This is a genomic window from Psychroserpens mesophilus (assembly GCF_050617655.1).
Classification (GTDB): domain Bacteria; phylum Bacteroidota; class Bacteroidia; order Flavobacteriales; family Flavobacteriaceae; genus Psychroserpens; species Psychroserpens mesophilus_A.
Genome location: NZ_JBODQC010000006.1, coordinates 159,949 through 182,806, shown reverse-complemented (window position 1 = coordinate 182,806; position 22,858 = coordinate 159,949). Strand labels below are relative to the sequence as shown.

The window sequence follows — 22,858 nt, the reverse complement described above, 5'->3', positions numbered from 1 at the left end:
TTTTATTTACTTCAAAATAAAAGGATATAATAACAAAGATAACATTCCTAAAAGCATTACAAACTTGTAAACCGTACTAATATGATGATAATTTTTCTTTGAAATCGCACTGTAAATTTTGAGAGATGCATAAATTAAAGGCGCCACAATACAAACCAGAAAATAACCTATGGCTATTTGCTGCTTATACAAATATGTGACTATAAAATAAATCACAGCAGCAATAGGTGTTAAGCTGATTATAAATGCTACATATTTTGCACGTTCACGACCAATGGCTATGGGAAGCGTATTCATTTGCGCATTGTAATCGCCATCGACATCTTCAATGTCTTTTAACATTTCACGAACTAAATTGATTAAAAAAGCAAACACAGCATAGTCCATTAAAATTTTAAAAAACGTAATTTGAGCTGCTCTGTTAACTTCAGTAATGGCAGGTATTAAATCGAAAATTCCAACGATGAGAATGCTCATAGCAACCAAAAACGAAATGACAATGTTTCCAATAATTGGAGTTTGTTTTAAAAAAGAAGCATACACATACAATGCAACTGAGATGATCACAAATATGGAAAAGAATGTACTTTTACCTACGCTGTGTGAGATGTAAAATCCCAGTCCGACACCAACGATATTCAAAATTAGAAATAAATTGAAAGCTGTTTTTTCTGAAATGGTTTTACCCACTATGACTTTATCAGGTTTGTTTACTGTATCTGTTTCTATATCGTAAATATCATTAATGATATTTCCAGCTGCGGCAATACAAACTGTTGCTAAGATTAAAAGGGAAAAACCAAGTGTATTTAACTTTACATCAATTTGAAAAGGTTCAAATAAGGCAAATCGTATTAAAAGCTGAACCAACATAATCAGCATTAAATTCTTGTAGCGAATAAGATTTAAAATATGCAATTCTTGATGATTTTATGGGTTTTAAACTCTGAAAATTAGTCGTATTGAGCATCAAAATTACCATCCCATTTGTTCTGGACTTTCATGACTTGTTCGATAACATCTCTAACAGCTCCTTTGCCACCATCTTTATGTGAAATATATTTGCTTAAAGCTTTGATTTCGTAAACAGCATCTTGAGGACAAGTTGGTAAGCCAACCAGTTTCATAACAGGCACATCTGGAATGTCGTCTCCCATATATAAGATGTTTTCCAGTTTTAAATTTTTATGATTGATGTATTCGTTAAGTTGATCTATTTTATTGTGAGCTCCAAGGTAAATATCTTTAATGCCTAAACCTTCTAAACGCTTTTGAACGCCTAGATTGCTTCCACCCGAAATGATACAAATATTAAATCCACCATCAACAGCAGTTTTAAGGGCATAACCGTCTTTAATATTCATACGTCTTAACATATCGCCATTGGTCATAATCGTCACTGTACCATCAGTAAGTACACCATCGACATCAAAAATAAACGTGTTGATGTTGTGTAAATATTCTTTATAACTTCTATCTTCCATGAGTTTTTTTAATTGATTCAGTCAGCAATTTATAAATGGCTTTGTGATGCTCATTATCCAATGCTTTCAAATGTTTTTTTATGGTTTTCTTATCATTGCGTTTTGCAGGTCCAGTTTGTGCTTTGTATGGCGACATATGTTGCACCTTTTTTGCGGTTTCTAAAATTAAAGGTTTCAGCATGTCAAATTCTGCGCTTTGTGACTCTGTGATTTCATGAGCAACACGATAAATTTGATTTGTAAAATTATTGACAAAAACAGCAGCCAAATGTAAAGAAGCTCGTTGGTCACTATTCACACGCTTGGCATGATTAGAAATGCTAACGGCCAGTTTTTTTATAAGCTTATAATCTGTTTTTACAAGTGTTTCCAGGCAGATAGGAACGTCAGAAAAGTTTACAGGAGCCAATTTTGAAAACGTTTGTAAAGGATAAAAAACACCGCGACGATTTTTCTTATCTATATCATAAGCGCTCACGCTCCCTGAAGTATGGACTACAAATCGATGTTCAAATGGTAATTGTGAGGATAACTCGGCAATAGCATCATCACTAACTGCTAAAATATAAACGTCAGCTTCGTTAAGTTTCGACAAATCGTTTGTAATTTCTACCTCGTTTTTGTAGTGTTCTATCGTTTTTAAACTTCGGTTAAACCATTGCTTCACAGAAACTTGATCTGATGCTTGAAAAGCTTTGTATAAATGCGTGGCAACATTGCCAGCTCCTAGGATTATTACTGAAATCATACTGCTAAAATACAATAGAAATACGACATACAAATTAAGTTGTTTTGATTTCCTATTTAGTTTTTAAACAATTAACTTTACAAGTCATGAAACAAGACATTCAAAACAGAGGTGACATCGCCTTATTGGTATCAGAATTTTACAAGAAAGTAAGAGAGAATGATATCTTAGGTCCATTTTTTAATGATACCATTCAACATTGGGAACAACACTTAGATCATCTTACAACCTTTTGGGAAACAAGTTTGTTTATGACTAAAAAGCTCGAGAAAAAATATTATGGTAATCCACTTGAGGCTCATGTTAAAGTCGATAAAAACTTTAACCATTCTATAACTGAACATCATTTTGGGATTTGGCTTAATTTATGGTTTCAAACATTAGATGAATTATTTGAAGGTGAAGTTGTTGAAAATGCCAAGAGGAGAGCACGAAAAATGGGAACTTTTATGTATTTGAAAATTTTTGAAGCGCGACATACATAGGTTTAATTGAGCTTTTTTTAACACATTTTTCAAACGGTTTCGTTAGAAGTAAATGAACTAAAATAGTTACCTTTGCACAGCTAAAAAAGTTACGTAATCATTCAAACGAAAGCTATGCAAAAAAAAATTGCCAATATACTTTTCTCTACACGTCTTACAGGTATTTTATTTATAGTATTTGCAGTAGCAATGATTACTGGTACTTTTTTAGATGCTAATCAGGAAACTTCTCCAACACCTTATACAAGATATTGGATTTATAATGCTTGGTGGTTTGAGCTTATTATGGTGTTATTTACCATAAATTTTGTTGGAAATATCTTCAGATATCGTTTATATAAAAAGAAAAAATGGGCAACACTAACATTGCACTTAGCATTTATTTTTATTTTTATTGGTGCTGGAATTACACGTTATATTGGATATGAAGGTTGGATGCCAATACGAGAAGGTGAAACTACAAATAACTTTCTAACAAGAGATATCTATGTCACTGCTTATATCGATGGCGATTATGTAGTAAATGGTAAAGCACAGCGTAAAGTGATTAATGAACGCGTTGATTTTTCAGAACGATTAGATAATGATTTAGAAATTACAACAGACTATAATGGAACGCCTGTAACAATAGCATTAGAAAAGTTTATAAAAGGTGCTGAAATTGATGTAGTTCCGGATGATAATGGTGCATCATATTTAAAAATTGTAGAATCTTCTGGAGGTGAACCTCATAATCACTTTTTAAAAGATGGTGAAGATCAGCTCATTCATAATTTGGTTTTTACACTTAACAATCCAAAAAAAGGAGCTGTTAACATTACAACAAATACAGATGGTGAATTATTTATAGACTCGCCTTTTGAAGGAGACTATATGACTATGGCAACCAGAGCAACAGGACAATTAGTTAAAGATTCATTACAACCCTTAATTTTACGTTCCAGATACCAGATTGCTAACTTATCAATGGTGTTTCCAAAACCAGTAATTAAAGGAGATTTTGAGCTAGTAAAACGTTCGCAAATGCTTAGAGGTAGTGAAGATGGAGTCGTTATTAACGTCACTGCAAACGGAGAAACTGAGAGCGTCAACCTTTTAGGCGGACAATATATTAGTGGTCAGTTTGAGCAAGTAAATGTTGGAGGCTTAGATGTGGCATTAAAGTATGGCTCAATGGTTAAAGAATTACCATTTAGTATCAAACTTAATGATTTTATTGCTGAGGTGTATCCAGGAACTGAAGATAGTTTTTCATCTTATGAAAGTAAAATAACGGTTATTGATGACGAAGTTGGAGAATTTGATTATCACATCTACATGAACCACATTTTAGATCATAGAGGTTATCGGTTTTTTCAAGCAAGTTTCGATCCTGATTTAAAAGGGACTAAACTTTCTGTAAATCATGATCAATGGGGAACTTGGATTACTTATTTTGGCTACATGTTGTTATATTTTGGTTTGATGGCTATTCTTTTTGATAAAGGAACCCGATTTGCAGATTTAAAACGAATGTTAGATAAAGTAAAAGCTAAAAAATCTAAGTTGATTACTATAGTATTTTTGTGCTTAGGATTAACAGGGTTTTCTCAAGAACATACTGCTGACGATGGTCACGACCATAGAAGTGAAATTAAAATAGCGAAACCTACTAAAGCTCAAATTGATTCTGTAATTCGAGCTAATATCACTCCAAAAACGCATTCTGATGCCTTTGGAGAATTGGTGATTCAGGATTATAGCGGACGAATGATGCCAATGAATACTTATGGTTCTGAAGTCTTAAGAAAAGTGAGTAAAATGGATCATTATGAAGAATTTGATCCAAATCAGGTGATGCTCTCTATGCAGGAAAGTCCGTTGTTTTGGTACAACGTTCCAATCCTATATTTGGCGAAGCGAAAAGGCGACTCTATCAGACATATTATAGGTGTTGATGAAAGTGTAAAGTATGTGGCACTGACCGATTTCTTAGAAGAAGACGGAAACTATAAACTGGCACCTTATTTAGAGGACGCTTATAAAGCTCAGGTTCCGAATGGTTTTCAAAAAGAATTTAAAGAAACAGATCAACGTATAAGTTTACTTTTTAATACCATTGAAGGTCGCTCTTTAAAGATTTTTCCTATTCCAAATGATGAAAAAAACACGTGGATTTCTCCTATTGAATACAGAGAAGGATTTGAGGAGAAAGTAAATGATTCTATCTACGGAAAGTTTATAGAGAATAGCTTCGGGTATTATCTTTCAGAGTTATATAAAGCAAAGCAAACAGGAGACTATACCACAGCAAATAAACTCTTAGAAGGTTTTAAAAAGAACCAACAGAAATTGGGAAGTGAAGTGATGATCTCACAGGATAAGATAAAAACAGAAATTTTATATAATAAATACGACATTTTTAAGAAATTATTTGCGTGGTATTTATATGCTGGAACCGTATTGTTTGTACTACTCATAGTTCAAATATTTAAAAGCAAGAATAAAATGCTGGATCTTAGTGTTAAAGTTCTTGGTTTCGTCATCTTAGGTTTGTTTTTACTGCATACTGGCGGACTTATTGCACGTTGGTATATATCTGGTCATGCACCTTGGAGTGATGCTTATGAGTCTATGATTTATGTAGCTTGGGCAACCATGTTTTTTGGATTAGCTTTCGGAAGAAAAAGTTTACTAACGATTGCTGCAACTGCTTTTGTAACCTCAATGCTTCTTATGGTAGCACATCTAAGCTGGATGGATCCTGCAATAGCAAACCTTCAACCTGTTTTAGATAGTTATTGGCTAATGATTCATGTTGCTGTTATCGTTGCAAGTTATGGTCCGTTTACCTTGGGTATGGTATTAGGTGTAACAGTGATGTTATTAATGATTTTCACAAATGAAAAAAATAAGCAAAGAATGCTGCTTAATATTCAAGAACTAACAATTATAAACGAAATGTCTTTAACTGTTGGTCTTGTAATGTTGACCATAGGAAACTTTTTAGGAGGTATGTGGGCAAATGAAAGTTGGGGAAGATATTGGGGTTGGGATCCTAAAGAAACTTGGGCTTTAATTAGTATTATGGCGTATGCTTTTATTATCCATATGAGATTGATTCCTGGTTTAAGAGGACGTTTTGCATTTAATTTTGCATCCATTATAGGAATTGCATTTATAATCTTTACTTATTTTGGTGTTAACTTTTATCTTTCAGGATTACATTCCTATCAGTCAGGACAACAAATTTTAAGTTACCAGTATATTGCAATTACATTAATTATTGTAGCACTTCTAGGGTATCTTGCTTACAGAAAATATCTTAAATTTTATAAAAAATAAGGATAGAAACAGTCACATGTTTTCTTAGCTAATCATTTTAATACTATTGTATTTAAAATGCATTTGAAATACCTTTGTCTTTGTACTATTCAAAAAAGGAGCGAATGAAGTTTTTAAGAGAATTTAAAGAGTTTGCAGTTAAAGGAAATATGATGGATATGGCCATTGGTATCATCATTGGAGCTGCGTTCAATAAGTTGATTGATGTCTTGGTAAAAAAAGTATTTATGCCTCCATTGTCGCTAATGACAGATGGACTCAATTTTCAAGATAAAAAGTATGTTCTAAGAGATGCTATTATAAACTCTAATGGAGAAATTACAGTTCAAGAAGTTGCTATTGAATATGGCATTTTATTTGAAACATTCTTAGACTTTTTAATTGTTGGATTAACAGTGTTTATAGTTGTAAAAGGCATGAACAGATTAAGAAAAAAAGCTCAAGACCCAAAGAATAAAGTGGTTGCAACACCCAAAGATATTGAGTTACTTTCACAGTTAACCGAATTAATGGAGGAGCAAAATAACTTACTTAAAAATAAACCGTAATCTTAATTGGCTGCACTTAGTAAATCACTTAATTTAGCATAAGTAATCTCGCTAAAACGTTCTATAATGGTATCAGCTTTAGAATAGTCTTGCCCTTCAGAGTGCGGACTCTTAAAAGCGACACAAAAAATATGAGCAGCTTTTGCAGCAGCTATTCCGTTTGTAGAATCTTCAATAACAAAGCAATCTTCTTTTTTATATTCTGATAATTCAGCCGCTTTAATAAAAATTTCAGGATGAGGTTTAGAAGCCTCTAAATCGGCACCACTAATCTTAGCTTTAAAATATTGGTCTAAATCAAAACGCTTAAAAATACGCTTAATATTATCCATAGAAGCAGAAGATGCTAAAACTAAAGTCATTCCGTTATTGTGATAATCTTTGATAAGATCCAGAACACCATCAATTAAAGTTAAACTTTTATCGTTTTCAAATAAAACCTTAAAATGATCACGTTTAATAGCAACAAGTGTATGTGGAGAGAGTGGTAACTTAAAATGAGCTACTAATTCTTTACAAATGGTAAGAGTTGATTGTCCTGTAAATGAAGCATATAAATCGTCGGGAACTTCGATGTTAACATCATTAAACATTTGGTGATAAGCACTATGGTGAAGCGGTTCGGTGTCAACAATAACACCATCCATGTCAAATAATACAGCTTTAAACATATAAATTACTGGTTAGTTGATACGAATATAAATAAAACAGTGCTGATTATCAATACGTTTAAAATACAATTGTTAAGGCGCATTAATGTTCGATGAAGTGTCATAATTTACTATCAAATTTGAAACTGGATTATTTTAAATAAAAGAGTCAAACTTGAATACTTCAAATAAATACATGAATAGGTGTGGCTACTGTAAGAGTTCTGTAGAACAGTTTTCGGATAGAGCTAACCTTGTCAATGTGTTGATTAATAATGGTTCAACCTATAATTTCTAAGATGCAATTAAAACTAAATTCTAAACATTCTTTTTTGTAATTTTAGTGATTACAATTTATACGGTTATGTCAAAGAAAAAATTAGGATTAAATACGATTTGTACACATGTTGGCGAGATTAAAGACAAACAATTTAAAGGAGCAATCTCTCCAATTTACTTATCAACTTCATATGAATTTGATAATGTAGATGTGAAGCGTTACCCTCGATATTTTAATACACCAAATCAAGAGTATTTGGTTAAAAAAATAGCTGCTTTAGAGCATGCTGAAGATGCTCTCATTTTTGGAAGTGGAATGGCAGCCCTTAGTCATATGTTTTTGGCATTTCTTCAAAAAGGAGATCATTTAGTTGTTCAAAACACCTTATATGGTGGAACAAGTAACTTTATTAAGGAAGAATTTCCTAAATACGGAATTGAATTTACGTTTACTGATGGTTATCAGGTATCAGATTTTGAAGCTGCTATTCAACCCAACACAAAACTGATTCATATTGAAACACCTTCAAACCCTTTATTAACCATAACAGATATTAAGGCTGTTGCTGATTTGGCAAAATCTAAGAGCATCATAACTTCTATTGATAATACATTTGCGAGTCCGATAAATCAAAACCCAATGAACTTCGGGATTGACCTCGTTATGCACTCTGCTACCAAATATTTAGGAGGACATAGTGATATTTTAGCTGGTGCAGTTGCAGGTTCAGAAGACCATATAAAACGTATTTGGAATGTTGGCAAAAACCTTGGTGGCAGTTTAAGTGACTTTACTGTTTGGATGTTAGAACGTAGCATGAAAACTTTAGCATTAAGAGTTAAAGCGCAAACCAAAAATGCCAGAAAACTGGCTAAGTTTTTAGACAATCATCAGGATGTTGCTAAAGTTAATTATCCAGGTTTAAAACATCATCCTGAACATCAACTTGCAAAATCACAAATGCATGATTTTGGAGCAATGATGTCTTTTGAATTAACTCAAGGGATTGATGCTATCGCGTTTCAAAAGCAACTTAACTTGATAAAATCATCAATGAGTTTAGCGGGTGTTGAAAGTACGATGTTATTGCCTTCTGAAACCTCTCATGCGCTTCTCACTCAAGAAGAGCGTGATGCTTTAGGTATCAGTCATCAGTTGATTAGGTTTTCAGTAGGAATTGAAACATTTAGAGATTTAAAACATGATATCGAACAAGCTTTAACTAAGACAAAAACGAATTCATTTGCATAAAAACAATATACATTCTAAAGATTATAATTTTAAAGTCCTTATAGCTGATTTTCCTCAGTTATCAGAATATGCTTTTGAGAATTCCCATGGAAAAACATCAATAGATTTTTTAAATCCTAAAGCGGTAAAGGCTCTGAATACAGCATTGTTAAAAACACATTATGGTATTAACTATTGGGAATTTCCTGATGAAAATTTATGTCCTCCAATTCCTGGGAGAGTTGAATATATTCATTTGCTAAATGATTTACTAAAAGCTTCAAAGTTGCAAAATAATAGTACTGTTTTTGATATAGGTACTGGAGCGTCTTGTATTTATCCACTTCTGGGACATGCCGTATACAACTGGAATTTTATAGGCTCTGAAGTTGATAAAAAAGCACTTGAGACTGCAAAGCAAATTGTAGAAAAGAATCGTTTGAATCACCATATTGAATTGCGATTTCAAAACAATTTGCAATCCATTTTGAATGGGGTTATACATGCTTCAGAGAAAATAACTGCAACTATTTGTAATCCACCTTTTTATAAAAATGAAGATGAAGCTATTGGTAACACAGAAAAAAAGCTCAAAGGACTAGGATTATCATCAAATCAAGTTATTAGAAACTTTAGCGGTAAAGCCAATGAGCTCTGGTATCCTGGAGGTGAAAAAGCATTCTTACATAATTATTTGTACCAAAGTTCTTTATTAAAAACAAACTGTTTTTGGTACACAAGCCTGGTGTCTAAAAAGGAACATGTTACATCCATGCAATCCTCACTAAAAAAATTGGGAGCTACCTCTGTAAAGGTGTTGCAAATGTCTTTAGGCAACAAGATTAGTAGAGTAGTGGCTTGGACATTTTTAACAGATAAAGAACAACAAGACTGGCATCTGTAATGTCTTATAGAATTCGTAATTTGCAGATAATTATTCAGAAGATATGAAATTAGATATATTAGCCTTTGGAGCGCATCCTGATGATGTAGAGTTAGGTTGTGGAGCCACCATTGCAAAAGAAGTTGCCAATGGAAAAAAAGTGGGTATAATTGATTTAACTCGTGGTGAATTAGGAACTCGTGGAACCGCTCAAACCAGAGACCTTGAAGCAACCGAAGCTGCTAAAATTTTAGGGGTTACTGTTAGAGAGAATTTAGCATTTTCTGATGGATTTTTTCTAAATGATAAAAATCATCAATTGAAGGTTATTAAAATGATACGTAAATATCAACCAGATATTGTATTATGTAATGCCATTGATGACAGACATATAGATCACGGAAAAGGCAGTAAATTAGTAAGTGATGCTTGTTTTTTAAGCGGATTATTGAAAATAGAAACAGAACTTAATGGCAACTCACAAAAACAATGGCGACCAAAGCATGTCTATCATTACATACAATGGAAAAATTTAGAACCAGAATTAACAGTTGACGTTACAGGTTTTATAGAAACCAAAATGGCATCTGTGTTAGCGTACAAAACACAGTTTTACGACCCTGAAAGTAAAGCGCCTCAAACGCCAATATCAAGTAAAAATTTTACAGATAGTATAATATACAGAGCAAGAGATTTGGGACGTTTAATAGGAGTGGAGTACGCAGAAGGCTTTACAGTAGAGCGTTATGTGGCAGTAGATAGTTTGTTTGATTTAAAGTAATAATTTTAAAAAAAATCTTTGTAGTAACTGCGAAATAATTTACCTTTGCAATCCAATTTAAATGGTGGCTCTGTTTCAGCTGAATAGAGCATTCCTTTTATAAAGTTTTTCTAAAACTTATAATAAATAAATATGGTGGTTGTAGCTCAGCTGGTTAGAGCGTCGGTTTGTGGTACCGAAAGTCGCCGGTTCGAACCCGGTCTTCCACCCAAAATCACAAAGCTTCTCAGAAATGAGAAGCTTTTTTTGTTTAAATGATTTAGAGATAAAAAACGCTACTTTTAAGTAGCGTTTTTGCGTTATTGTTTACCTGTATGAGTTATTTCGTTTTTTCGGCTTTATCAACCACAATTCTATTTTCTCTGTTTACAAGTTCCCATGCAGTATAAAAAACAAGACGAGTTCTTTTCTCAAGTAAGTCGTATTCAATTTTATCAGGAGTATCGGTTGCTTTGTGATAATCGTCATGTGTACCATTATAGTAAAAAGTAACAGGAATGTTATGTTTAGCAAAGTTGTAATGATCAGACCTGTAATAATAGCGGTTAGGATCTGTTTTATTACTGTATCTATAATCTAAATTAATATTGGTGTATTTTTCGTTTACAGTTTCATTAATATCGTAAAGTTCAGTACTTAGCATATCAGAGCCAATAATATAGACATAATTTCTGTCGTCTTCATGATATTGATCAACACGACCAATCATGTCAATATTGAGATTTGCAACAGTGTTTTCTAAAGGGAAAATCGGGTTGACATCTGTGTAATATTTAGATCCTTGAAGCCCTTTTTCTTCAGCAGTTAAATGCAGGAATAAGATAGAACGCTTTGGAGTATAACCATCTTTAATTGCAGCTTTAAATGCCTGAGCAATTTCTAACATAGCAACAGTTCCAGAACCGTCATCATCAGCACCATTACTAATGTCTCCATCTTCGATGCCTAAATGATCAAGATGTGCTGATATCACTATAACCTCTTCAGGTTTTTCTTCTCCTTGAATAAAGGCCACAACATTATGAGAATTGAATTGATCAGCATTCTTTTTAATAGATAATTCAATCTTTACATCTAGTGTTTGTGGCGTATCATTGGTATTTATATCCTTAACTAATTGTTGAGCTAATGCTTCACTAATAATAAAGCTGAAAGTTTCATCATCACTACTAACAGAAGAAATTCTTCCTTCATATTCTGTTTCAATTAATTTGGAGTAGTATTTTGCATAATAGCTATGAGCTGAAGGATCCATGATAAAAACAGCTCGAGCACCAAGTTTTTCAGCGGTATCAATCTTTAAATTTCTGGCTCTTCTACCAGAAGTCCATTGTGATTTTTCCTTAGTGCCAGATGTTACATAGGTACTATCTGCATTTAGTGGCTCTCCAGATTTGATGATTACAATTTTATCTTTAACATCCAGGTTACTATAATCTGAGTAGTTTTCGGCATCAATTCCATAGCCAGCGTATACGATTTGATTTGTGTTTAATGATGGAACATTTACATTTTGAGAAGGAATAAAATCATCAAAAATAGTTGCTTTAATTCCGTTTACAGTGAGCTGAACTTCAGGTATTTTTTGACGCTCTAAAGGGACTTCTTGCAAGTAATCATCAGTTCCATAAGGAGAAGCAACATCCATACTGATGTATTTATCCTGAAGATAACTGGTTGCCATATCATGACCTGGTTCGCCTGTTTCACGACCTTCAAATTCATCTGAAGCGTATTTGTAGAGTAATACCTTGAGTTCTTCTGAAGTAATTGTGTTAGCATAAACAGTAGGATCAGCTGGTTTTTTGGTACAGGCAAAAGCCAGAAGACCCAGTGCTGCTAGGAATACATTTTTTTTCATAGTTGTTTTTAGTGTTTTAAAACGCGATAATACAAAAATCTAACAGGTTAGATTTTCATATTAATCTATCTTTAACAAAATTTAACAACGTTATGAATCTAGATCAACTTCAATACGTTTTTCGTTATTTGCAATGTACCAAGCTGTAGTAAAAATAAGTTTCGTGCGTTTTTGCAATAAAAGGTAGTTTATTTTTTCGGCAGTATCTGTAGGTTCATGATAATCATCATGTGTGCCATTAAAATAAAAAATCACAGGCACACCATGTTGTGCAAAATTATAGTGGTCTGAACGACTGTAATATTGGTTTGGGTCACTATCACTATTTAAACGATAGTCTAATTCCAGTTTTGTAAAATGGTCATTGGCAGATTCAGAAATATAATGTAACTCTGTGCTTAAGCGGTCTGAGCCAATTATGTAAATGTAGTTAGGATTGTCTTCGTGAGCGTCATCTATGCGACCAATCATATCTATATTAAGATTTGCAATGGTATTGTGTAGAGGAAATACAGGATGTTGTGTATAATATCTTGAACCCGTTAAGTCAACTTCTTCTCCGGTAAGGTGCAAAAATACGATACTACGTTTAGGAGCAAAACCGTCATTTTCTGCTTTTTTAAATGCTTGAGCCATTTCGAGTATTGCTGCTGTACCTGATCCGTTATCATCAGCACCATTGTATATTTCATCTTCAGTATAACCTTCATGATCTGAATGACCAGAAATGATTAAAATTTCATCAGGATATTCAGAGCCTTTAATGTAGGCAATTACATTTGGAGAGCTTTTTATTCCATTATTAAAAAAGGATTCAGGAACATTTTGATAGTAATTGTTAGTGCCTAAAGGTGATGTTATCCCTTCTTTTATGTAAAACCTTTTTAAATAATTTGCGGCTTTATGATGTCCAGGTTCACCAGCTTTACGTCCTTGGAATTCATCAGAAGAGAACTTATAAACGTGTGCACTTAGTTCTTCAGAAGTAATTGTGTTTGCATAGTTGTTAATGGTGTTCGCATCTGTAAAAACGATACTGTCTTTTATGTTTTGAAGTTTTTCTGAATGACTTAATGTAGCGCAAGAACCAACGAGGGTTAATGCAGTTGCAACGATGAGGGCTTTCATGGATTGGATTTCAGTTAATTAAAAATTATGCCTTGAATATAGTGCTCTAATTTTCAATCAAATAAAATAAAAAAAAAGATATTATAGAAGTTTTAATCGCGTTTAATTTAAAAATAACATTATTCGATATCTATCTCTTCAATTTCAAGTCCTTCAAGTTCTTCAATAGCCTCTTCTTCAGACTCATTTTCTTTCTCTATCAATTCTTCAGTGTTACCAACTTCAACCGTATTGAAAACAGATTTGTAAGTGGTAACAGACAATGCGATGATTGTCAATAAAAAAATAAGTTGAATCGATTTTTTAGAACTCTGATTTTGCTTAGACAAATACAGCGCTATAATTCCGAAAAATAATGCAGCAATACCTGGTATGTATGCAATTTTAGACAAAGGCGTAACAGCCAAAAACACAGCTAAAATGGCAGTAATAAATCCTAATATAACAACTAATTTTTTCATAATGATTTAGTTTTTTAATCCTGTGGCTGATTTAATTTTAAGTTCACCACTACCAACGGCTATTTTAAATTTTGCATATACAGGAATTTTATTAGCATCAGCAGTTAACCAAAGAAGATTGTCGTTATTTCCTTTTAGAACAGCACTGTTGTTAACTGAAATCGCCAATTTGTAACATTCTTTTCTTCCAATATTAGTGCTTATTGTTTCTTTGCTGAGGTATTTAATATTGATAGAAAACTCTTCATTATCAAAAACAATTTTGAACACTTGATTATCTCCAGGATTTGCTTTGTGAATATCAAGATTTCTAATGGAGTAAATCGTCGTTATAAGGTCTTTGGTTGATGGTCCTATTCTAATATTACTTTTCTCTTCCCACGTTGTTCCATCACGTCTTTTTTTACGTTTGATACTCTCAATAGTATTCGTTTTGTGTTTAAATTTATACTGCATAAATTTTTCATAACCACCTTCACTGATATCTCGTTTATATAAGTATGGTGTTAAGGTTTTCGGACTTACATAGCTTTCATATAAATCACGTATCTTAAAAAAACTATCCCATTTATTATAGGTTGCTGCAGTACATTTTAATTTTAGTAGTGTAGAGGAAGATGTCTTAACTTCACTAGTTTCCATAATCACTTGTGCGAGTTCAGTAAGCAAACCAGACATGTTGTATGAAGCACTAAACACAAGTTTTTCATTGGTTCCTACAGATGTGTTTTGAGCACTAATAAGGATAGTAGCTAAAAGCGAAAGGATTAGTAAAAAGTGTCTCATAAGTTCGATTTTGTTTGATAACGTTTTATTAAACATTTATTGTGTCAAATGTAATACTGAAATTTTAGATATGGAAATTTGTATTCCTGACTATTATGTATGAACTTGTATCTAAAAAAAGAAGATGTAGGTTAATTTTGTTAACTTAGTATCTTAAACTAACCCTCAACGAATGAATGTTTTTAAAAAATTAGGACCTTCAAATGCCTTTATGCTGGTACTTTGTGCTATAATTATTTTAGTTGCTGAGTATCTATTCCTGACTGGTGATCAACTTCACGCAATATTTATTGGACTTTGGGCTCCAACACTTTTAGGTGTTGTTATTTTTATAAAACAAATCACAAATGGACGCTAACGATATCGTTTTTTGGTTTTCAATTGTGGTTTCAATTTGCGTCGTAATTTGGGCTGTTATTGTGATTCGTACTTACAATAAAATAGATCGTGACAGTTGATTTGTATTGAACTTATATTAAGTTGCAAATTCTAATACACTCAATATAAAGAGGATTGTCCATAATAAAGTGCGAAACCAATTTTTACGCGTTAAATCAGATAGCGTCTCTACCGAATGTGTATCGCTTTGAATTTTGTTATGCAGTGGAACAAATTGCCAAAAAGTATAAAACCATATTAAAACCACTATGGTTAATCCTAAAATAGGATATGCGTTGTGAAGTTTAAGTGTTTGAAAGGCATAGATAAAAAGTTGGAAACACATTAAAGGAATCACAATTAAAGCAAGACGAAATGTGTATTTTTTATGCCATTTTATAAGTCCGTTATTGGAGTAGTATTTAAAACTGGGATACACAATAATCTGAATCATCCAAATTAAAACGACTAAACCAAAGTCAATAATAATTCTTATTAGATCTAATCTCATTGTTTGGCTTCCGATTTTTTCCAGAGTTGTTCACTGTTGAGGTAAAAGCTGCCCACATAATTAAAATTACAATCGTTAGGTGCTATTATAGATAAAAAAGGCTCATTGTTTTTATCTTTATATAAGTGATAAGTTTCGCCTATGATGGGTTCAAAATTAAAACGAGCATTATAAACCAGGTTATTGTACTCAAGCTCATGCATCATTTTTTCGTACTCTGCTTTAAGCTCCAGATATTTGGCCTGAATTTGCTTGTTGGCTTTATAAATATTTTTGTTTTTCCAGGTTGTCGTATCTGTAATTTCAATAGCAGGAGCACCAACATTAGTCGCATATGGTTTTAATGCTGCATCATAGCTTTGAGAAGCTTCATCAAACACTACCTGATCAGGTTTTTTTTCTTTAGACATGTGTTGTCTTTTTTAGCAAAGATACTGTATGTTGCTTTTAGTTGAAAACTAAGGAGATTATTTTAAGCATTAAGTTTAAACAAATTTGCTATTGAACGGTTTCTGAAGTTGTATTCTGATTTTTAATTTGTATTGGTCTAATAAGTTGTTCTTCTTCTAATACAACAATAACTAATCGTACAAAATCTGTCACAGTTTTTTCAACAGATTGCGATTGAGGATCTGTAATATTGATGTAGCCTTTCCATATGAGTTCTCTGTCTTTAGTCGGACAAATACAATACATAGAGGTTTCTGCCTTATATACTTTATATTCATTGTAATAGTCAGGATTACTGTATACATCCTGATGTTTTAAGTATTCCTCTTTAAACTCCCGAAAGGTTTCACTAAAGCCTTTGTAGTCTTCAGAATAGGACACTTTGTCTTCAACACCAACAATTTTAGTAAGCAGTATAGTATCATAACCTTCTTGCAGAAGTTCATGTTCCAGAGTATCTAAATCTTCTGAATCCATTATATCGGTCTTTAACACATCTAAACTCATGATCGCTTCAGAGCCTCTCGACTCTAGTTCTTTTTTGAGTTTATTTTCAAATTGAAATCTTGCATCTTGGTCTGAAGTTAATCCTACAACAAGAATTTTATAAGGCTCGTAGCTATCAATGTCCGGGTTTTTCCATCTTTCAACTAACTGCGTTGAAGAACAATTAACCATAAAAACAGTAAGTAATAATAAAAGGGAACTTTTTTTCATGATAATTTTAATTGAGTTATTTTTTATCGATTAGGTGCTTCTGCTTATCCTCTTTTTTAATATTTGTTATGATGGTAAAGAGCTGTGATTTAAGAGATTTATATGCTTTTAAAAAATTAGTAATGGTAGTGATTAAGGTACTGTGCTCTTTGGTGTATGCCTTTTCTTCTTCTAATTGATTAATTCCGTCTACCATTATTTGAAGTTCATTTTCATGAATTTTTACGGCTTCAATCAATACATTATTTTGTTTTTGTGATTTATAAATAGCATCTATAATTTCCTGTATATCTGAAAATTTTCCAGAAGCAATTAATGGAGATGTAAACGCGGTGATGAGATCTTCGAAAAAGAGATGTTCATCACGTATAAATTTTAATTCAGAAAGCCATTCTTTTGAAGCTTCATGCATTTGATCAGCACTTAGCCATTCTACATAATGTGCGTATGTTTTTGTTGTTTTCATGATTTAATTTTTTTATAATGAAAGCAGAAAGTAGTCCCTCAAACTACAATCTGCTTTCGCAAATATTAAAGAATTTCAATTACTTTTTTTGATGTTTCTTTAGCATCATTTTTCTTTTGAAGATTTAGCTTTAAAATGCCATTTTCGTAGGTTGCTTTGACATCTTGATCTGTAAGTACAGATTTTGGTAAGCTTAATGATCTTCTGAAAGAATTGTAACTGAACTCTTTACGTGTGTACCCTTTTTCGTTTTTCTCTTCTTCTTGTTTCTTTTCACCACTAACATTTAGGACGTTGTCATCTATGGTTACTTCGAAGTCTTTTTTAGAAAATCCTGGTGCTGCAAATTCAATTTCAAAATCATTTTCGTTTTCGCTGACATTCATAGCAGGCATTAAGCTATCTTCATCATAGAAATCGTTGTTAAAAAAATCGTCAGTACCTAAAAAAGATTTTAAGCTTTCATTGTTCCAAGAAGGAAACAATCTGTTTCTGTTGTTAAATTTAATAAGTGACATAACATTTTTGATTTTAGAGTTAAACTTAATTTCATAAACTAATGTAGTAACAGTGTTCGTTTTTTGCAATGATATTGATCAGTTAAACTCATATTTTGAGGGTCTCAAATCATAAACTTTTCAACATCGTTTAATTTAGGAATCTTGACAGTCCAATTAAATGTATTTTGAATTTTTACTCTAAAGGCATCTAATGTACTGGGTTCTCCATGAATTAAATAAATTTGCTCTGGTACATTTTTAATCGTGCTCATCCAATTTATCAAATCTTGTTGGTCGGCATGAGCAGACAGGCTATCAATATTTTTTATGGTTGCTTTTACAGGATAATACTTTCCAAAAAAGCGTATTTCGTGTGCGCCATCTTGTAGTTGTCTTCCACGAGTGCCTTCAGCTTGATAACCAACTAATAATACTGTAGTAGAAGGTTCATCTATGAGTTGCTGTAAATACGTTAGTACACGTCCACCTGTAACCATTCCACTACCAGCAATCACAATTTTAGATCGTGTATCATCAATGGTTTCCCAGGTTTCTTTATAAGATTGAATAATATGTACATGGTTGCACATAGCTTGATAATCCTGACCAGATAATTTGTGCCATTTTGGAAAATGTTTAAAGACTTCCAGAACATTGTTTCCCATTGGACTATCTATAAAAATTGGAATGTTTGGAATTTTATTCTTCTTATAAAGCTGCCATAAGATGTACATCAGTGTCTGGAGTCGTTCGACAGCAAAACTAGGAATGATAAGATTCCCTTTTTTATGAATTGTGTCTGTAATTATTTCGGTTAAAATATTTTCAACGTTTTCTTCAGGGTGTAGTTTGTTTCCGTAGGTGCTTTCAATAAATAAAACATCAGCCCATTCAGGTGTTTTAGGATCCTTTAATAAGTAATCATTAGTTCTACCAATATCTCCAGAAAACACAAAACGTTTACCATTAATATCTATTTCTATGAAAGTAGCACCAATAATATGACCATTGTATTGAAAGCGATAGGAGATATGTTCAGAAAGTGTTATCCATTTATCTTCGATTTCTACTTTAAATAGCTGGATTGTTTTTTCAGCATCATCAATAGTGTAGAAAGGTAGTGCTGGATTGTGTTTTGTATATTTTTCCTTATTGGCTTTTTCGGCCTCTTCTTCGTGTATTTTAGCACTATCTTTTAAGATAATCTCAGCAATTGCCAGTGTTGGAGCGGTTCCTGTAATTGGTCCTTTAAACCCTTGTTTTCTTAAACGTGGCAGATAGCCAACATGATCTAAATGACCATGAGTTAGTAATACAATATCAATTGCATTAACATCAATGGGTAAATCGTTCCAGTTTAATTCTCGAAGTTCTTTTAAACCTTGAAACATGCCGCAATCAATCAGAATATTTTTTTCTGAAGTTTCAATTAGAAATTTTGAACCAGTAACCACACCAGCTGCTCCTAAAAAGGTGATTTTTACAAATTTTTCCATAATAATTATATGTTTAGCCACATAGTTGTGAAATTTCATTGATTATTTTTTCTTTTCTTATTTCAGAAACGCCTAAATGATCCAAATAGAAAACATCGTTTATCAGCTCTCGGCATAACACGATATTTCTACTTAATAAAAATTGTTTTTCTCTATTGGTCATGAGTGTTGATACTGTTATTGGATAGAGACCCAATCGGTCAATTCTGTCTTTTAAGCCATTGCCTTTAGGATTATCCCAACTTAATAAGAAAAGACCACAGCAATTGCCATATTGTAGAGCGTCTTCAGTAAATCTTGTGTTGGTTACCAACCAGCCTTTAGTGAGTATCGTTTCTTTTTTAGGATTGGTTTCCCAATGATCTTTAACATCTTTGTAGCGTGAATTGATATACAATGGAATTTTGACATTACAATTAAGGCCTTGTTCACTATGAAATTTACATTCTATCATAGTGGTTTCATTGTTTTTTTGAGCAATAACATCAATCTCATGTGTCACACATTCACCTTGCAAAATTTCTCCTACTTTAGTGGTATAACCTGAATAATTTAAAATAGCACTCACAAAGCGTTCAAAAGGGAAACCAGTAGGTCCTAGCTCGTAAATGGCTTTTTTTAGCTTATATTTTGAAGCTAAATAACTTTGTTTCTTTTTGAGTAAGGCAAAAGCTCTGTTGTAAATTTCTTTAGTTGATATGCCTTGATATAACTCATCGCGAACCGTATTTATAATTTGATCAATTGTTTGTTTGTCTGCTCCTGTACGTTTTAATGATGCACGTAACTTATCTAATGAAAATTTTGCCTTTTCACCAGATGATTTTCTGATTTCTATATCTGTAATATTCATAGTTTCTTCTTAAAAAAACTGCCAAAATCAAAAAAGACAATGGCAGTTTCACTTCACTAACTAATAAAATTGTCGAAATTTAATTCAACGAAAAGAAGTTTCTTATCAAAGTTTAGAGTTGATTGTCAAAGTGTCGTATTTTAATATATCTATATTAGTTTCTTAAATCATGCATGGTTAAGATTGGGACTTTTGAGTGAAATGAAATATCTTTTACCATGGTATTTGTAAACATGCTTTCCAAAAAAGTATGTTTTTTATTAATAAATGCAACCATATCACTCGATCTGCTTTCAACAAATAGGTTTACTGCTGTTATTACAGAATGATGTGATAACTCATGAAATTTATAGTTGATACCTTCTAAAATGCTTTCAAGCAAGTGTTTGTTTTCTTTTTGAGCATCGTCTAACGCTTTTTCTTCACAGACATGGAGCACAATAACAGTGGCATCACACTTTTTAGCAATAGAGGTTAGGTTGTTTAATTCTCTTCTTTTGTAATGTGTTTTATAACTTGTAGGAAATACAATTTCTTTAGGTAATTCAGTTTTTGCGTTTTTGGGGACTACAATTACAGGACAATTGCGAACTTTTTCCATAACATAACGTGCAGTACTACCAAAGGCTTTTATTTTAGATTGCGTTTCTCCTTTTGTTCCCATTACAATCATTTCAATGTCTTTTTGTTCTACAACTTGTGTGATGGCATCTATCACATTGTTAAAGATTGAAATCACTTCAAAATGGTGCTTTGGATTGTCCTGATCACTCATGTTAATATAATCGTAAACCTTAGCCAAACCGTTTTCTGAGTCAGACTTTGCAGTTTCATACAGTTTACTTCCAGGTTCGATATTAAGTAGGCTATCTAAAATATTGCTTGTGGCAGAAAACACATTGAGGATGTAAAAATTACAACGATTGTTTTTATACAACTCTCTGGCATAATGTATAGCCTTTATAGAATTTGCAGAAAAATCAGTTGGCAGTAAAATATGATGTTTCATGAGGATGAACTTAAACTTACAGATATAAAATTAGCACCTAAACCATCAACATGAAATGATATAAATCAGTTCACACAAGGAATAACCAGAAAAGGAACAGTGGGTTGAAATCCGATATGTTTAATAATAGGCTCCTTAATGATACTTTCAATAAAACTGTGTTCGTAATTGATCATTGTAAGGATGTTAATATCCAGCTCTTCTACAAAATCTTTTATAGCCTCTTCTTTTTTACCGTAATCTGACATCCAATGGAATGTATGTGGATAATCTTGTAAATAAGCTTTTAACATGGCTAAGTTATAGTCTTGTGCCTCTGTTAACTGGTCTTCAGTACTAATATGAATGATTCTTATTTTTGAGTTGAAAAGGTCTGCAAATTGCTTCAGAGGTATGAGTTCATCTCCATAAAACCGATTGAAATCTGTAGGAAATGCAATTTGTTTGGGTGTAATGAAATCAAATTCATCAGGAACAATCAATATTGGGCACAGTTTCATTTTTTTTATGATGTGTATGGTATTGCTTCCAAAGAACACGCCTTTAGCTTTTGTAGTTCCTTTTGTTCCCATCACAACCAGATCTATGTTGTGTTTGTTTATAGCGGTTTCTATAGCGTCTAACATGTCTTCAGAACTCAATATGATTTCAAAATTATGATTAGCATTTGCATCAGTACTTTCTGCCATGCTTTTTAATTCTGTAAGTTCTTTCGTTGCGTTTTCAGCCATAACACGTACTAATTTATTAGACATGTTGGACATTGAAGAAAGCTTCAGTTGTGAAGAATGTAAAAAATAAAAGGTGCAATATTCATCTGCATAAAGTTTTAAAGCATATACTGCAGCGCTCCATGCATTATCTGAAAAATCTGTAGGTAATAGTATGTGTTTTTTCATAACTTAAAGTCTTAATCTTAAATTGAAATGAAAATTAAATGATATTGGTAACTAACCAAATGATATTAATCAGTACAACCTATGCTTTTGAAGGCATTACCAAAAACGGAATGGTTAAGTGAAACCCTATATGGTTAATGGTTGACCTGAAAAATAAGTTTTCAAAAAAGGAATGTTTGTTGTTAATCATGGCTAACAAATTAATTTTGTGTTTAATTTGAAACGTACCAATGGCTTCAGTAATATTCATGCTTCTGACTTCGTGATATATAAATGCTGTCTTATTGAATACATCTTCCAATTCTGATTTATTTTGTTTCTGAACATCAGTAAGCTCATAACCTGTTGAAACGTGTAGCGCATTGATTCTGGAGTGATTTGAGATTGCGATGTCATTAAGAATAGTTAGTTGTGAGTTTTTATAATCCACTTCTAAATCTGTAGGAAATAATAGTTCATGTGGTGTTTCAAATGAAAAATCTGATGGAATGGCTAAAATCGGACATTTTATTTCTTTAAATACATGCACTGTATTTGAACCAAACAAAATTTCTTTTGCTCCAGTTGCTCCTTGGGTTCCCATAACAATCATATCGATGTTATGTTTTTCTATAAATTCTTTTATACCAGGAATTAAGGTGTTAAATCTTGAGGCCGTTTCAAACGTGTGTTTAGGGTTGTCTTGAAATGTGTCTGAAATTCGTTGAACCAATTGGCTTAAGTTGTCTTGTGATGTATTTCTAACAATATCTTCTAAACCAAATTGCGCAGGAGCACCTAAAACATATTCAACATTATAGATGACAGGAGTATAGGTGTTTAATAAATGAAAAGTACATGTTTCATTTTTTAATAATTGTATGGCATATTTAATGGCGTTCCAGGAATTTTCCGAAAAATCTGTAGGTAAAAGAATCTGTTTCATTGTAC

General features: G+C 32.5%; 25 protein-coding genes and 1 tRNA gene. 8 read left to right on the top strand and 18 right to left on the bottom strand.

Annotated elements, in window-relative coordinates; translation table 11 throughout:
* Positions 1-6: 6 nt before the first annotated feature.
* Genes ACRHNM_RS12085 through ACRHNM_RS12075 form a run of 3 tightly spaced genes read right to left on the bottom strand, consistent with a single transcriptional unit; the run spans position 7 to position 2,232 of the window.
* A complete protein-coding gene (locus tag ACRHNM_RS12085) occupies positions 7-918 on the bottom strand; it encodes a geranylgeranylglycerol-phosphate geranylgeranyltransferase (RefSeq protein ID WP_431136909.1) in 912 nt (303 codons plus the stop codon).
* 35 nt (positions 919-953) lie between these two features.
* A complete protein-coding gene (locus ACRHNM_RS12080; RefSeq protein WP_431136908.1) occupies positions 954-1,484 on the bottom strand; it encodes a KdsC family phosphatase in 531 nt (176 codons plus the stop codon).
* Positions 1,474-2,232, bottom strand: a complete 759-nt coding sequence (locus ACRHNM_RS12075; protein ID WP_431136907.1) for a Rossmann-like and DUF2520 domain-containing protein — start codon at positions 2,230-2,232, stop codon at positions 1,474-1,476. The genes ACRHNM_RS12080 and ACRHNM_RS12075 overlap by 11 nt, the downstream gene beginning before the upstream one ends.
* 86 nt (positions 2,233-2,318) lie before the next feature.
* Between ACRHNM_RS12075 and ACRHNM_RS12070 the strand changes: the two genes are divergently transcribed.
* The 3 genes from ACRHNM_RS12070 to mscL all read left to right on the top strand — a co-directional run bounded on the left by ACRHNM_RS12070 (position 2,319) and on the right by mscL (position 6,589).
* A complete protein-coding gene (locus ACRHNM_RS12070) occupies positions 2,319-2,717 on the top strand; it encodes a group III truncated hemoglobin (RefSeq protein ID WP_431136906.1) in 399 nt (132 codons plus the stop codon).
* Positions 2,718-2,831: 114 nt separating this feature from the next.
* A complete protein-coding gene (gene ccsA / locus ACRHNM_RS12065; RefSeq protein ID WP_431136905.1) occupies positions 2,832-6,041 on the top strand; it encodes a cytochrome c biogenesis protein CcsA in 3,210 nt (1,069 codons plus the stop codon).
* 104 nt (positions 6,042-6,145) lie between these two features.
* Positions 6,146-6,589 (top strand): large conductance mechanosensitive channel protein MscL, encoded by a 444-nt coding sequence (gene mscL, locus ACRHNM_RS12060; RefSeq protein WP_431136904.1) that lies wholly within the window; start codon positions 6,146-6,148, stop codon positions 6,587-6,589.
* A gap of 2 nt (positions 6,590-6,591) precedes the next feature.
* On the opposite strand, the gene ACRHNM_RS12055 is transcribed toward mscL, so the two are convergent.
* A complete protein-coding gene (locus tag ACRHNM_RS12055) occupies positions 6,592-7,260 on the bottom strand; it encodes an HAD family hydrolase (RefSeq protein WP_431136903.1) in 669 nt (222 codons plus the stop codon).
* A 343-nt stretch (positions 7,261-7,603) separates the two neighbouring features.
* Here ACRHNM_RS12055 and ACRHNM_RS12050 point away from each other — a divergent pair, with 343 nt between their 5' ends.
* From ACRHNM_RS12050 to ACRHNM_RS12035, 4 genes are all read left to right on the top strand, one after another.
* Positions 7,604-8,770, top strand: a complete 1,167-nt coding sequence (locus ACRHNM_RS12050) for a trans-sulfuration enzyme family protein (protein ID WP_431136902.1) — start codon at positions 7,604-7,606, stop codon at positions 8,768-8,770.
* Complete coding sequence (rlmF, locus tag ACRHNM_RS12045) at positions 8,763-9,653, top strand: 23S rRNA (adenine(1618)-N(6))-methyltransferase RlmF (protein ID WP_431136899.1); 891 nt, start codon at positions 8,763-8,765, stop codon at positions 9,651-9,653. Before ACRHNM_RS12050 ends, rlmF begins: the two co-directional genes overlap by 8 nt.
* A 43-nt stretch (positions 9,654-9,696) precedes the next feature.
* Entirely contained in the window at positions 9,697-10,413 is a 717-nt protein-coding gene (bshB1, locus tag ACRHNM_RS12040) for a bacillithiol biosynthesis deacetylase BshB1 (protein WP_431136897.1), read from the top strand.
* A 134-nt stretch (positions 10,414-10,547) separates the two neighbouring features.
* Positions 10,548-10,623 (top strand) — tRNA-His (locus ACRHNM_RS12035).
* A gap of 109 nt (positions 10,624-10,732) precedes the next feature.
* On the opposite strand, the gene ACRHNM_RS12030 is transcribed toward ACRHNM_RS12035, so the two are convergent.
* From ACRHNM_RS12030 to ACRHNM_RS12015, 4 genes are all read right to left on the bottom strand, one after another.
* The gene (locus tag ACRHNM_RS12030; RefSeq protein WP_431136895.1) at positions 10,733-12,274 is read right to left on the bottom strand and encodes a M28 family peptidase; all 1,542 of its coding nucleotides are present in this window, start codon (positions 12,272-12,274) and stop codon (positions 10,733-10,735) included.
* A 90-nt stretch (positions 12,275-12,364) separates the two neighbouring features.
* Positions 12,365-13,402: a M28 family metallopeptidase gene (locus ACRHNM_RS12025; protein ID WP_431136893.1), complete on the bottom strand. Its 1,038-nt coding sequence runs from the start codon at positions 13,400-13,402 to the stop codon at positions 12,365-12,367.
* A gap of 119 nt (positions 13,403-13,521) precedes the next feature.
* Complete coding sequence (locus ACRHNM_RS12020) at positions 13,522-13,863, bottom strand: FUSC family protein (RefSeq protein WP_431136891.1); 342 nt, start codon at positions 13,861-13,863, stop codon at positions 13,522-13,524.
* Between the two features lie 6 nt (positions 13,864-13,869).
* Positions 13,870-14,649, bottom strand: a complete 780-nt coding sequence (locus tag ACRHNM_RS12015) for a DUF3108 domain-containing protein (protein ID WP_431136889.1) — start codon at positions 14,647-14,649, stop codon at positions 13,870-13,872.
* Positions 14,650-14,821: 172 nt separating this feature from the next.
* On the opposite strand from ACRHNM_RS12015, the gene ACRHNM_RS12010 reads away from it, so the two are divergent.
* Entirely contained in the window at positions 14,822-15,007 is a 186-nt protein-coding gene (locus ACRHNM_RS12010; protein ID WP_431136887.1) for a hypothetical protein, read from the top strand.
* A 117-nt stretch (positions 15,008-15,124) separates the two neighbouring features.
* On the opposite strand, the gene ACRHNM_RS12005 is transcribed toward ACRHNM_RS12010, so the two are convergent.
* The 10 genes from ACRHNM_RS12005 to ACRHNM_RS11960 all read right to left on the bottom strand — a co-directional run bounded on the left by ACRHNM_RS12005 (position 15,125) and on the right by ACRHNM_RS11960 (position 22,853).
* Positions 15,125-15,538, bottom strand: a complete 414-nt coding sequence (locus ACRHNM_RS12005) for a hypothetical protein (protein WP_431136886.1) — start codon at positions 15,536-15,538, stop codon at positions 15,125-15,127.
* A complete protein-coding gene (locus ACRHNM_RS12000) occupies positions 15,535-15,948 on the bottom strand; it encodes a DUF2452 domain-containing protein (protein ID WP_431136884.1) in 414 nt (137 codons plus the stop codon). The genes ACRHNM_RS12005 and ACRHNM_RS12000 overlap by 4 nt, the downstream gene beginning before the upstream one ends.
* Positions 15,949-16,036: 88 nt before the next feature.
* Positions 16,037-16,705 carry a hypothetical protein gene (locus ACRHNM_RS11995; protein ID WP_431136882.1) on the bottom strand — a complete coding sequence of 223 codons (669 nt, stop codon included), beginning with the start codon at positions 16,703-16,705 and terminating at the stop codon, positions 16,037-16,039.
* 16 nt (positions 16,706-16,721) lie between these two features.
* Positions 16,722-17,171 (bottom strand): hypothetical protein, encoded by a 450-nt coding sequence (locus ACRHNM_RS11990; protein ID WP_431136880.1) that lies wholly within the window; start codon positions 17,169-17,171, stop codon positions 16,722-16,724.
* Positions 17,172-17,236: 65 nt separating this feature from the next.
* Complete coding sequence (locus tag ACRHNM_RS11985; protein ID WP_431136878.1) at positions 17,237-17,689, bottom strand: Hsp20/alpha crystallin family protein; 453 nt, start codon at positions 17,687-17,689, stop codon at positions 17,237-17,239.
* Positions 17,690-17,793: 104 nt separating this feature from the next.
* The gene (locus ACRHNM_RS11980; protein WP_431136876.1) at positions 17,794-19,167 is read right to left on the bottom strand and encodes an MBL fold metallo-hydrolase RNA specificity domain-containing protein; all 1,374 of its coding nucleotides are present in this window, start codon (positions 19,165-19,167) and stop codon (positions 17,794-17,796) included.
* Between the two features lie 13 nt (positions 19,168-19,180).
* On the bottom strand, positions 19,181-20,020 hold the full coding sequence (locus ACRHNM_RS11975) for an ATP cone domain-containing protein (RefSeq protein ID WP_431136874.1): 840 nt from the start codon (positions 20,018-20,020) through the stop codon (positions 19,181-19,183).
* A 154-nt stretch (positions 20,021-20,174) separates the two neighbouring features.
* Positions 20,175-21,029, bottom strand: a complete 855-nt coding sequence (locus ACRHNM_RS11970; protein ID WP_431136872.1) for a universal stress protein — start codon at positions 21,027-21,029, stop codon at positions 20,175-20,177.
* Positions 21,030-21,094: 65 nt separating this feature from the next.
* Complete coding sequence (locus ACRHNM_RS11965) at positions 21,095-21,928, bottom strand: universal stress protein (protein ID WP_431136870.1); 834 nt, start codon at positions 21,926-21,928, stop codon at positions 21,095-21,097.
* A 79-nt stretch (positions 21,929-22,007) separates the two neighbouring features.
* A complete protein-coding gene (locus ACRHNM_RS11960; protein WP_431136868.1) occupies positions 22,008-22,853 on the bottom strand; it encodes a universal stress protein in 846 nt (281 codons plus the stop codon).
* Positions 22,854-22,858: the final 5 nt, after the last annotated feature.

Bases quoted from the DNA above. Each gene is read 5' to 3' on its own strand.
- ACRHNM_RS11995 (WP_431136882.1), bottom strand. From the start codon at position 16,705: ATGAAAAAAAGTTCCCTTTTATTATTACTTACTGTTTTTATGGTTAAT.
- ACRHNM_RS12025 (WP_431136893.1), bottom strand. From the start codon at position 13,402: ATGAAAGCCCTCATCGTTGCAACTGCATTAACCCTCGTTGGTTCTTGC.
- mscL (WP_431136904.1), top strand. From the start codon at position 6,146: ATGAAGTTTTTAAGAGAATTTAAAGAGTTTGCAGTTAAAGGAAATATG.
- bshB1 (WP_431136897.1), top strand. From the start codon at position 9,697: ATGAAATTAGATATATTAGCCTTTGGAGCGCATCCTGATGATGTAGAG.
- ACRHNM_RS12050 (WP_431136902.1), top strand. From the start codon at position 7,604: ATGTCAAAGAAAAAATTAGGATTAAATACGATTTGTACACATGTTGGC.
- ACRHNM_RS11960 (WP_431136868.1), bottom strand. From the start codon at position 22,853: ATGAAACAGATTCTTTTACCTACAGATTTTTCGGAAAATTCCTGGAAC.
- ACRHNM_RS12020 (WP_431136891.1), bottom strand. From the start codon at position 13,863: ATGAAAAAATTAGTTGTTATATTAGGATTTATTACTGCCATTTTAGCT.
- ccsA (WP_431136905.1), top strand. From the start codon at position 2,832: ATGCAAAAAAAAATTGCCAATATACTTTTCTCTACACGTCTTACAGGT.
- ACRHNM_RS11975 (WP_431136874.1), bottom strand. From the start codon at position 20,020: ATGAATATTACAGATATAGAAATCAGAAAATCATCTGGTGAAAAGGCA.
- ACRHNM_RS12010 (WP_431136887.1), top strand. From the start codon at position 14,822: ATGAATGTTTTTAAAAAATTAGGACCTTCAAATGCCTTTATGCTGGTA.
- ACRHNM_RS11965 (WP_431136870.1), bottom strand. From the start codon at position 21,928: ATGAAAAAACACATACTATTACCTACAGATTTTTCAGATAATGCATGG.
- ACRHNM_RS11985 (WP_431136878.1), bottom strand. From the start codon at position 17,689: ATGTCACTTATTAAATTTAACAACAGAAACAGATTGTTTCCTTCTTGG.
- ACRHNM_RS12080 (WP_431136908.1), bottom strand. From the start codon at position 1,484: ATGGAAGATAGAAGTTATAAAGAATATTTACACAACATCAACACGTTT.
- ACRHNM_RS12015 (WP_431136889.1), bottom strand. From the start codon at position 14,649: ATGAGACACTTTTTACTAATCCTTTCGCTTTTAGCTACTATCCTTATT.
- ACRHNM_RS12005 (WP_431136886.1), bottom strand. From the start codon at position 15,538: ATGAGATTAGATCTAATAAGAATTATTATTGACTTTGGTTTAGTCGTT.
- ACRHNM_RS11970 (WP_431136872.1), bottom strand. From the start codon at position 21,029: ATGAAACATCATATTTTACTGCCAACTGATTTTTCTGCAAATTCTATA.
- ACRHNM_RS12075 (WP_431136907.1), bottom strand. From the start codon at position 2,232: ATGATTTCAGTAATAATCCTAGGAGCTGGCAATGTTGCCACGCATTTA.
- ACRHNM_RS11990 (WP_431136880.1), bottom strand. From the start codon at position 17,171: ATGAAAACAACAAAAACATACGCACATTATGTAGAATGGCTAAGTGCT.
- ACRHNM_RS12070 (WP_431136906.1), top strand. From the start codon at position 2,319: ATGAAACAAGACATTCAAAACAGAGGTGACATCGCCTTATTGGTATCA.
- ACRHNM_RS12030 (WP_431136895.1), bottom strand. From the start codon at position 12,274: ATGAAAAAAAATGTATTCCTAGCAGCACTGGGTCTTCTGGCTTTTGCC.
- ACRHNM_RS11980 (WP_431136876.1), bottom strand. From the start codon at position 19,167: ATGGAAAAATTTGTAAAAATCACCTTTTTAGGAGCAGCTGGTGTGGTT.
- ACRHNM_RS12000 (WP_431136884.1), bottom strand. From the start codon at position 15,948: ATGTCTAAAGAAAAAAAACCTGATCAGGTAGTGTTTGATGAAGCTTCT.
- ACRHNM_RS12055 (WP_431136903.1), bottom strand. From the start codon at position 7,260: ATGTTTAAAGCTGTATTATTTGACATGGATGGTGTTATTGTTGACACC.